This window comes from Micromonospora sp. LOL_015, assembly GCF_048060275.1.
Taxonomy (GTDB): domain Bacteria; phylum Actinomycetota; class Actinomycetes; order Mycobacteriales; family Micromonosporaceae; genus Micromonospora_E.
The window spans coordinates 1-7,002 of record NZ_JBHMIO010000091.1; the positions used below are offsets into that span (position 1 = coordinate 1).

Consider the following 7,002-nt stretch of genomic DNA (forward strand, 5'->3'; position numbering starts at 1 on the left):
TCCACCGCCGGACCGTCCCACACGCCACCGTCCACAACCTCACCATCAGCCACGTCCACACCTACCATGTAGTAGCCGGCAACACCCCGGTCTTGGTTCACAATTGCGGCGACAACGTCACGGTATACCGAAAGCAGGACACATCAATTCCAGAGACGATGCGACTCTCGGTTGATGCGAGCGGCAACGTCTCCCATTCTGGCTCGGGTCAGCTGTACCTGAATATGACGGGTGACGCGGCGCATTCGATGGAATTTAAGGGTGACCAGCTTGTCGCGTTCAATGTACCCCGGTCATACGTTGACCAAATCGCAAGCAAGTCGCTGCCGCAGCGTATGCCTCGTGGGTGGTCTGGGACGCGACGAGAGTGGAACCTTGCGCGTAAGATGGCACCTGATCAGAGCGACGGACCAGGCTTGTTCGGATTGCCAGATCACTATGTTGGTGGATTGATGGATGCAATCATTCCCGGATCGGGTCGAGTGATGTGATGGGGCAGCCATGAGTCGATATGACCTCGATAATGAGGCGTCGCGTCTGGTGCGACGGACCGACGAGGAGCCTATTAGATCTTTGGCGCTGCTGGTCATCAGACCTGTGGCCAGTTCGGCGGACTATGCGGAACGCCTTCGCTCGGTTGTGGCGGCGGGCGTGGACGCAGCGCGAACTGCCGACTTCGAACAGAGTGAGGATATTTCTGTCGAGGCATTGCCGCCGTGGTTTCAAGTCCTGTCGACCGAAGGTCAATTGGACGTAAGGAATGATGAGGTAGGAATTGAGGGGAGGAGGCAATATCTCGCTCATCGAGAAAGCCGCCCATGGTCCTGGCAAGACTGGATCTATTGTTTCGAACCAGGCTTACGTGCTTGGTCCTGGTGGGATCTGACTGTCCGGGAGGATGGCCGGCTCAGTCTATGGGTGGACACGAAAGGTGAAGCGCATGTTCCATGCGAGGAGCTTTGGTGGTCTGCCTATGTGTCGGGCGCATTGACAATCGATTCAATGATGCTGGAGTCGGCCGATGTGTGGGCCGGACAGGCAAGCGTTGGCGCGTTGCAATGAGGCGGACCAGTGACTCCGGAGAGTAACCAATGTTCTGCTCTGTGCGGTGGTGGGCGCCCCGGTATGCCCCGGTTGCCGTCAGCGTTGCCGTCAAGCTCTCGGATAGCATGCGCATGAATCGATGCAAGTGCCCACTATGGATTCGAGCGTAGGCCCTTGCTGGTGTGCGGCGTCCTGCGGCGCGTTTGTCGGCCGTGGTGTTCAGTGGCGTGCCGCGTCGCGGCTCGGCGTCGATCGCCGGGAGCCGGGTCGTGACTTGACCCTCCACGCGATCGTCACGGCCTTGAGCGTCAACCGGCGCACTGGCTTCTGGCCGTCTTGGGAGTCTCGTTGCGTGGGCGCGTGCGCGCGGGGCCGGGACGGCTGTAGCGCGTGCGCGTGCGTCCGGCGTAGCCGGGCGCGCTTGATCCTGTAGAGCAGTTTTGAGCCAGTCGGATCTTGGCCGAGGGCCTCGGTCCGGCTGGCTCACTGCTTCGATGCGCGGTCGCGGCTGCTGCGGGGACACTTGGCGGGCGGCGAGGGCTGGTCGCCGCCGCTGGTAGGTTGGGGCAGCCGGGGCGCGGACGTCTCCCCAGGTTGCCGTCACCGTCGCCGTCAACACCGATAGAGTTCGATGCGGCGAGTTGGTGCCACACGCGAAAGGCCAGGTGAAACGCCACAAACATGTAAGTCACACTGCGTGACGGGCTGAAAATCCCACACGTACCATGTGATAGCCGGCACCACGCCGGTGCTGGTGCACAACTGTGGTGACACCTTCCGAAGCGATACCCGTGGCCCAGATGAGATCTTTGAGACGGGCTTTGAGCCGCGTGGGTCGAACATGGACCTTGAAGAACATGTGGCCGGCGTGTCCGGCACCTATACGCCAGCTTCTGGTTACGTATCTACCACAACAAGTGAAGCTCACGCGATTTCCAGAGGCGGGTATGTCTACCGCATCCGAGGCGTCGATGGCATTGATGTCAACAAAGCAATTCCTGGCAACAGGATGGCACATGAGAGGGAGATCGCCGTTCCGGGACGCGTTCCTACCGAATGTATCGTTGGCTGCCGAATGCCAGATGGAACCTTCCGCTCCAACCCAAATCTTAGGGGACGACTATGATCGAAACGGTCGAGCTCCAGGCTGTTGCCCGTGACGGCTCGTTACGTCGGGTTAAGCTGGCCTTGGAGTTGGCGCCACGACCGATGCTCTCTGTCGAGTTGGAGGGTAGAGATCTCGGCAGTGGTTCGGGTGACAATGTCTTGGTGGCTTTGATGAATGCCAGACTGATACTTGAACAAGAGGGGCAGCTTCTATGTTGCCAAGGTGCTCGCGTCAACGTCTTCGCGTCTGGAATGCTCCAACAGTTCAGTGGCGGCAGGCAAGCCTACGTTTTGACGGATAAGCAGTCTCTAGCTGATTCTGAAATTGTGGACGCCCTCGCGCCGGCCAGCCCAGACGAGGTGGTGACCGTCGCGGAACAGAGGGCGTTCGTATTCCGCTTCTTCAAGCTCGACGATCGATCCAGTGGTCAAGCCTGATTCGCGGCAGGAGGTAGGCGGTCGCGTCCATTGTGGCCGAATAAGGGCTCGCAAACCGTGGCGGGGACTGTAAGAGCGTGTCTCAGGTGGTGAGTGTGATGTAGCGCTTGTGGCAGGTGAGGGCGGCGGCGAGGGTGACGAATGCGCAGTACAGGCCGGGGTCGCGTTCGTAGCGGATGGTCAGCCGGCGGTAGCCGGTGAACCAGGCGGATGGGTGGGCCGCGGCGTGTGCGTGGGCGTTGTTGGACTTGATTCCGTGGACGAAGGCGATCGGTCTGGTTCGGAAGGCGGACAAGTTCATCTCCGCGGTGACGCGGGTCGGTCGTCAGTTGTTGAAGTGGCGTGACGACACGAAGTGGGCTGATCGGGTCCTGGCGGGTGCGTCGTGTCCGGTTCCGAACAGTTTCCTGTCGGGGACCCGGGTGGTGATGGCCGGTGGGGGTAGTAAGCCGATTGAGGATCTTGAGGTGGGTGAGGAGGTTCTCGCCACGGATCCGGAGACCGGTGAGACGGCGGTCAAGTGGGTCGAGGTCGTGATCACGGGTGATGGTGACAAGGATCTCGTGGAGGTGTCTGTCGCGACCGGTGGTGGCGGTCGGTCGGTGATCACGGCGACGGACGAGCATCCGTTCTGGGTGCCGGGGCTGTCGGAGTGGGTCGACGCGGCAGACCTTGCGGTCGGGCAGTGGTTGCAGACCTCCGCCGGCACGTGGGTCCAGATCACCGCGGTCGAGCACCGTACCGAGGCGACACGGGTACACAGCCTCACCATCGCCGACATCCACACGTACTATGTGGTGGCCGGCACCACGCCGGTCCTCGTACACAACTGCGGCACAACTGATCTATACCGAGTCTCCCCGGTTGGTCGCGGTTCCAGTGAGTTGGACCACGGGCTTGACCCGCGCAACCATCCGCTGGATTTGGATGAAGGTCTGGACGGTTCGGCTTACTTTGGTAACAGGGCGAGGGTTGAAGACTACGCCTCCCAGCACCGCGATTCCCATGGTCAGGGGTTCAAGGTGGCAGTCCCGACGAAATGGCTGAGTAGAAACAATATTGAGCCTATGGAGGATTTCCTAAACGAAGGTGCGGTTGAGTACTCTATTCCGTCGCATCTTTTCGATGAATTCAATTCATTCCCGCGCACCCCTTGGAAGCCTGGTGGCGCCTGATGGAAAATTCTGAGTACCCTAAATATTTTCTGGTTGAGTGTCGGATAGTCAGGCATCAGCACTATGGATTGGTGGTGCGTACGGTGCCTGGCGATCGGCCAGGATACGTCGACGAATCCGCGATATCTGATCAGCAATATGCCCCGATGGATGAGTGGCCAGGTGTCGGCGAGGCTGTGCTATGTGTCATTCTAGGCGACACTCGGGACGGTAGACTTCGGTTGAGCTCTCGGCCTCGTGATGTGGCGCTCGCACGCGCAGTCGTAGATGTTGAGGTTACGCTTTCGATATGGCGCCGAATACGTGATGAGGCGACCGTAGAGCCTGATCCACTTGTGGAGTTCTTCGGATCGCAGGAAGCTGTGCCAACGTTGCGATGGGCGCTTAGTAGACCGGACGGATCCACAGATCGTTCACGTGCGTCTGAGATTGTCGAGAAAGCGCCTGATTGGCTTAGAAGGCAACTGCGCTGAAGAACAAACGAGCCTCCCCTTCTGTGGCGGAGAGTGCTGACTGTCTGTACCCGCGCGTCGCTGTGCGCCTGCGTTGCCGTCACGGTCGCCGTCAGATGAGGTGGTGTATTCATCATCTCCGATGGGAAGCTGATGTCTGGACCAGTCGCGGCGGACACCCGGAGGCAGGCTGCGTAGCCACGGGCACGGCAAAGTCGGAGTGTGTGTTGTTGGGTACTCCGTGTTGATGTCCGGAGTGGATTCGACGGGGCGGGCACGGCTCCGGTGATCTTGAGGTTCTCGACGCCTTCGGATCACCTTGTGGAGTACCGTGCCCGCGCCTGCATCATTGCTGATCAACGCTGTCCAGTGCCAGCCGGACCGGAGGACGTGGCCTGTCCTACTACTGGGCCGTGACGGCCAGGAATGCCTGATGGCGGCGTTGTCGCAGGTTCCCGATCCGCGAGATGCGCGGGGTATCCGGCATCGGCTTCCGACAGTGCTCGGGTTGGCGTTGGCGGCGGTGTTGGCCGGGAGCGTGTCGGTGTACGCGGTCGGGCAGTGGATCGCCGGGTGTTCGCAGAAGACGTTGAAGGCGTTCGGTGCCCGGGTGGACCCGGTGACCGGCCGGTATGTCGGCCCGGACGAGAAGACGGTGCGGGGGTTGTGTGCCCGGCTCGACGGTGACGCGTTGGACGCCGTCCTGGGTCGGTGGCTGCAGCGCCGGGCGGACGCGGCGGCGCGGGCGAGAGCCCGGGTCGGGGTGCGGCCGTCGCGGGACGGTAAGGCCCGACGCCGGGGTCGTACTGCTCCACCGTTGAGAGTGTCATCGAAACTGGTCCTCACTGTGTCGACCGGCTACCCACCGGTCATAACGGACTTCTACTGACATCCGTTACACAGATCTCCCTACAGGCCCGACTGCTCAGGCTGCCAGCCCGCCTCGGCCAACAAGCGCGTGATCCCGTCCCCGCTGACTGCCACCGCATCGACCCTTCACCCGTAGTGGTCGCTTTCACGCACGGTAGCGGACCTGGTGTCCGGCAGGCTGCCCCGACACTGATCCGCACCACGCGCACCTCCTCCTGTCACCACCCGACTGAGGTCAACTGGGCACATCGGATTCCGGCGATGACCCGAATCCGATTCCGGCCCCCGCCAGAAGGTGAGTGCTCGTGATCGCCAGACTGCTACCGATCGTCTTCGCCGGCCTGATGCCCGGCTTCCTCCTCGGCCTGTTCGCGTTCCGCGTCAAGTCCCGGTGGTGCCCCCGCTGCGGCGCGACCACCGAGGCCATCCACCGGAGCATGCACCGATGACCGCGCCCGGCCGCCACCGCATCGCCGACCAGCCCATCGGCCGGCGGATCGCCCAACTGCGCGCCCGGCGTGGCCTGACCCAGCAGGTCTTCGCCGACCGGATCGGCAAACCCCACTCGTGGGTCGACAAGGTCGAACGCGGCATCCGCTGCGGGTGTACCACCCCTCTACCTCCGCCGCAGGTACCGCCGTACAGATTCCTTCGGACACGGCTTATCCGGGCGTCAAGGGACTCGGCTGACCGCCGCCGCGTCGTCGATGTCCACGGCAGCTCCGCCGGTGGTCAGCCGTGCTGGACGAAGGCGATCTTCTCGTAGACGTGGACGGCCCGCACGGGTAGGGCGGGCCGTCCGTGCCACCCGGCCCAGTGCCGTCGGTTCACATCGTCGCAGAGGCTCTGGACGAGTCCGACGGATGTACCTTGGTCTCCGGGCGGGCCGCCGCCGTACTCGTCGAGGTAGGCCGTCGACATGTCCTCGATGATGTAGAAGCCCGACGGTCGCACGTGGTCGACGAAGAGTGCGTCGAACGATGCCCGGATGTGCGCGTTGACGTGGCTACCGTCGTCGATGACGACGTCGAATGGCCCGTACCGGCGCCCGAGCTCCCGCAGGTAGGTCTGGTCGGACTGGTCGCCGCGGTGAACGTGGATTCGCGGCTCGTCGATCTGCTTCTCGGCGATGTCGAGGCCGTGGATCTGGCCACGCTGGAAGTAGTCCCGCCAGGTGCGCAGCGACGAACCTCCCCAGGTGGTGGAGTCGTAGCCGCCGATGCCGATTTCGAGCAGGTTGATCGGGCGGTCGCGGAGGTCGCCGAGATGCCGCTCGTACAGCGCGGCGTAGCCGTGTCCGCGACCCTTGTCGGTGTCGTAGACCCTGGCCAGCAGGGTCAGGTTGCGGCGCACGACAGGTGCCACGAGCCGTTGGACACGGATGACCCGCTGGTCACCGATGGCGTGCCGGATTCTCGCCCGAGTACTAAGCATAGACAGAACTATAGGCGGTTTTGCCCGTTTATGCGGGACAGTCAGGCAAAAGACCGGATCGACCATGCCGATCCCGGCTCCGCCGGCGGTGAGCATCCACCGCAGGATTCTGCCGTTCGACGGGGACAATGCGCCCGCAGTGATCATCACCAGACGATGCCGCCGGCCAGGGGTACTGTCGATCACCGACGTGACGATCATCCACCAGATTGGGATCACGGCGCGTTCAAGATGCCCATCTCCAGAACCGCCTTCGGGCTGCGAAGTGCAAGTGGGCCAGCACGGCTTGTGGGTCGGGAAGTAGTCGGAGGCAGCGGCCTCGCGGGGGAGGTGGCTCATCGGGCGCGGCGCCAGGGCGGCAGAGGCAGGGGGCAGAGCCGCAGAGGCAAGGGGCAGGGCGGGGGCAGGGCGGTGGCGGCTCAGCCTCGATCCACCGACGCGGTTCGTCTTGAGCTCGGTTGAGTAGTTTCGGTATTGGGTGG

9 protein-coding genes and 1 pseudogene are annotated in these 7,002 nt (G+C 62.7%); 8 read left to right on the forward strand and 2 right to left on the reverse strand.

Annotated features, from left to right (window positions below; translation table 11 throughout):
- The 4 genes from ACFHWU_RS28330 to ACFHWU_RS28345 all read left to right on the forward strand — a co-directional run.
- On the forward strand, nt 1-491 hold a 491-nt coding region (locus tag ACFHWU_RS28330), incomplete at its 5' end, for a hypothetical protein (protein WP_416592184.1).
- Nucleotides 492-573: 82 nt separating this feature from the next.
- Entirely contained in the window at nt 574-1,062 is a 489-nt protein-coding gene (locus ACFHWU_RS28335) for a hypothetical protein (RefSeq protein WP_416569457.1), read from the forward strand.
- Between the two features lie 736 nt (nt 1,063-1,798).
- A complete protein-coding gene (locus ACFHWU_RS28340; protein ID WP_416592188.1) occupies nt 1,799-2,170 on the forward strand; it encodes a scabin-related ADP-ribosyltransferase in 372 nt (123 codons plus the stop codon).
- Entirely contained in the window at nt 2,167-2,589 is a 423-nt protein-coding gene (locus ACFHWU_RS28345; protein WP_416592185.1) for a hypothetical protein, read from the forward strand. The genes ACFHWU_RS28340 and ACFHWU_RS28345 overlap by 4 nt, the downstream gene beginning before the upstream one ends.
- Nucleotides 2,590-2,671: 82 nt before the next feature.
- On the opposite strand, the gene ACFHWU_RS28350 is transcribed toward ACFHWU_RS28345, so the two are convergent.
- Nucleotides 2,672-2,884 carry a hypothetical protein gene (locus tag ACFHWU_RS28350; RefSeq protein ID WP_416569454.1) on the reverse strand — a complete coding sequence of 71 codons (213 nt, stop codon included), beginning with the start codon at nt 2,882-2,884 and terminating at the stop codon, nt 2,672-2,674.
- 133 nt (nt 2,885-3,017) lie between these two features.
- On the opposite strand from ACFHWU_RS28350, the gene ACFHWU_RS28355 reads away from it, so the two are divergent.
- The 4 genes and pseudogenes from ACFHWU_RS28355 to ACFHWU_RS28370 form a co-directional block, all read left to right on the forward strand.
- A complete protein-coding gene (locus tag ACFHWU_RS28355; protein WP_416569470.1) occupies nt 3,018-3,764 on the forward strand; it encodes a polymorphic toxin-type HINT domain-containing protein in 747 nt (248 codons plus the stop codon).
- A gap of 885 nt (nt 3,765-4,649) precedes the next feature.
- Nucleotides 4,650-5,105: a transposase family protein gene (locus ACFHWU_RS28360; RefSeq protein ID WP_416592186.1), complete on the forward strand. Its 456-nt coding sequence runs from the start codon at nt 4,650-4,652 to the stop codon at nt 5,103-5,105.
- A 286-nt stretch (nt 5,106-5,391) separates the two neighbouring features.
- The gene (locus tag ACFHWU_RS28365; RefSeq protein ID WP_289211320.1) at nt 5,392-5,535 is read left to right on the forward strand and encodes a hypothetical protein; all 144 of its coding nucleotides are present in this window, start codon (nt 5,392-5,394) and stop codon (nt 5,533-5,535) included.
- A gap of 20 nt (nt 5,536-5,555) precedes the next feature.
- Nucleotides 5,556-5,684: pseudogene (locus tag ACFHWU_RS28370) on the forward strand (helix-turn-helix domain-containing protein); the annotation flags it as partial.
- A 134-nt stretch (nt 5,685-5,818) separates the two neighbouring features.
- On the opposite strand, the gene ACFHWU_RS28375 reads toward ACFHWU_RS28370, so the two are convergent.
- On the reverse strand, nt 5,819-6,520 hold the full coding sequence (locus ACFHWU_RS28375; RefSeq protein WP_416592187.1) for a hypothetical protein: 702 nt from the start codon (nt 6,518-6,520) through the stop codon (nt 5,819-5,821).
- Nucleotides 6,521-7,002 lie beyond the last annotated feature (482 nt).

What these genes read in the sequence shown, in the direction of transcription:
- ACFHWU_RS28345 (WP_416592185.1), top strand. Translation starts at nt 2,167, where the DNA reads ATGATCGAAACGGTCGAGCTCCAGGCTGTTGCCCGTGACGGCTCGTTA.
- ACFHWU_RS28355 (WP_416569470.1), top strand. Translation starts at nt 3,018, where the DNA reads ATGGCCGGTGGGGGTAGTAAGCCGATTGAGGATCTTGAGGTGGGTGAG.
- ACFHWU_RS28360 (WP_416592186.1), top strand. Translation starts at nt 4,650, where the DNA reads ATGGCGGCGTTGTCGCAGGTTCCCGATCCGCGAGATGCGCGGGGTATC.
- ACFHWU_RS28375 (WP_416592187.1), bottom strand. Translation starts at nt 6,520, where the DNA reads ATGCTTAGTACTCGGGCGAGAATCCGGCACGCCATCGGTGACCAGCGG.